2 protein-coding genes and 1 pseudogene are annotated in these 2,222 nt (G+C 73.6%); all 3 read right to left on the bottom strand.

What is annotated here, in order from left to right; all coding sequences use genetic code 11:
- A partial coding sequence (locus R6V09_RS51465; RefSeq protein WP_317888298.1) for an ABC transporter permease occupies window positions 1-549 on the bottom strand: 549 nt, incomplete at its 3' end.
- Between the two features lie 64 nt (window positions 550-613).
- Window positions 614-1,585: an ABC transporter ATP-binding protein gene (locus R6V09_RS51460; RefSeq protein ID WP_317888299.1), complete on the bottom strand. Its 972-nt coding sequence runs from the start codon at window positions 1,583-1,585 to the stop codon at window positions 614-616.
- Window positions 1,586-1,709: 124 nt separating this feature from the next.
- A pseudogene (locus R6V09_RS51455) lies at window positions 1,710-2,222 on the bottom strand (NYN domain-containing protein); the annotation flags it as partial.

Raw genomic sequence — 2,222 nt, 5'->3', positions numbered from 1 at the left:
CCCGAGGGCGGCGCCGAGCCCGGCGAGGGCGGCTCCGGCGAGCGGGATCACCGCCGCCAGGATCCAGATGTTCCCCATCGGCAGCCCGAACAGCACACACCCGAAGACGGCGGTGAGCACGGTTCCGGGCACGGTGAAGGAGGCGTACGCCCCCGCGGCGCCCAGGACCACGGCGGCGGGCGGCACCGGCAGGGTGGCGTAGTGGTCGAGCCCGCCGCTGCCGCGCAGCTGGCCGAAGTACTGAGCGAGGAGGTTCAGCCCGACGTAGGCGACGACCAGCACGGACGAGCCCGCGACGACGAACCGGGCGTCGTGGCTCCCGCCGTCGACGACCCCGCGCATCATGATCAGGATGCCGACCGACTGGAAGGTCGCCACGAACAGCAGCGGGATCCGCGCGACCCGCGCCCGGGACAGCTGCGCCCGGTACACGGCGGCCAGCGAGGGCCACAGCCGCGCCTTCGGCCCCAGCTCGGCAGCGCCTGCCCCGGCGGCCTCCGGCACGGCCAGCGGGCCACTCGGCAGAACATCGGCGGATACGACACTCACGTCGCGCTGCTCCTCTCGACGCCGGCAGTCGCCCTGTCCCATACGGATACGACGGCCCGTGTACTCATGCCTTCACCAGCCCCTGTCCGTTGCCGCCCAGCGTCAGATACACGTCCTCCAGGCTGGGCGTGGCCAGGGTGAAGTCGTCCAGGGCGGCGAAGGCGGCCCCGCCGGTCACCGTGGCGACGGCCACCCGGGCCTCCTCGGGGGCGAGCCTGAGCGTCCAGCGGCGGCCGGACTCGACGGCCCGGTCGCGCAGCGCGGCGACCTCCGGGACGTCCAGCGGCGGTTTCTCCCGCCAGACCAGCTCGACCCGTACCTCTCCGGCGACCTGTTCCTTGAGCCCGGCGGGGCTGTCGCAGGCGATGACCCTGCCCTGGTCGAGGACGGCGACCCGGTCGAGGACGGTCTCGGCCTCGATGACGTTGTGGGTGACGAGCAGCACGGTGGACCCGCGCTCGGCCCGGCGCCGGTCGACGGCGGACCACACGGCCCGGCGTGCCACCGGATCCATCCCGGTGGTCGGCTCGTCGAGGACCAGGAGCGGGCGCTTCCCGACCAGCGCGGCGGCCACACACGCCAGCCGCCGCTGCCCGCCGGACAGCTTCTTGAGGGGCCGTCCGGCAATGGCCGTAAGCCCCAACTCGTCCAGTACGGCGTCCCGTTCGGCCCGTGCGTCGCGCAGGTCCAGGCCGCGCAGCCGGGCGGTGGTCTCGGCGGCCAGCGACACGGTGAGTTCGTCGAGCGCGGAGGACTCCTGGCCGAGGTAGGCGAGGATGCGTGCGGCCCGCTCGGGGTGGCGCACGATGTCGTGCCCGAGGATCTCGACGCTGCCGGCGTCGGGCCGCATGAGCCCGGTGAGCTGGCGTACGAGGGTGGACTTGCCGGCGCCGTTCGGTCCGAGGAGCCCGAAGATCTCGCCCCGGCGGATGTCGAGGGTGACGTCGTCGGTGGCCCGTACCTCGGGGGTGCCCGGCGCACCGCGTCGGCCGCGCACCGCCGGATAGGTCTTGCTGAGTCCGCGCACCGCGCACACGACATCCCCACCGTGTCGAAGTGCCTGTCCCGCGCGCGTACTCACAAGGGACGAGACTACGGGGTCTGCGGCCCTCGCCCGTTCGCGGGTCGGTCGAGAACCGCAAATACCCCGGTAAAGAGCGTCAATCCCCCGCGGGGGCGTGCTCGGCCGCCGTCCGTACGTCGATCTCGCGCCAGAACCCGGCCCGGATCGCGTACCGGTCGTGCTCGTCGATCTGGTCGTCCTTGTGGGCGAGGAGTCCGAAGCGGGCCGCGTAGCGGAGCAGTTCGCCGTCGATGCGGTGCGGGACTCGGGGGTACATTCCGGAGAGTTTCTGCAGGTGGGCGCCCTGGTCGCCGAGCCGGCCCATCCACCGGCGGGCGAACACCTGTCCCACCTCGAAGGGGTCGCCGCCGACCGTGGTGATGTCCTCCTCCCGGTCGGCCCAGCGCTGCTCGGCGGTGGTCAGCTGTGCCAGCGTCGGCATCGAGGCGACCTCGGGCGGCTCGGTGGCGCCGCCCGGCCGGTCGACCCACCCTTTGTCGGAGGACCAGCGCAGGGTCGCGCTCGCGGGCTGCTGCGCGGGCGCGGCGGCACCCGGGGCCTTCAGGCTCGCCAGGTCCTTCGGGGTGGGCACGCCCTTGGCCGCGGGCAC

This window comes from Streptomyces sp. W16 (genome assembly GCF_033194735.1).
GTDB lineage: Bacteria > Actinomycetota > Actinomycetes > Streptomycetales > Streptomycetaceae > Streptomyces.
This window is presented reverse-complemented; position numbering and strand designations above follow the sequence as displayed.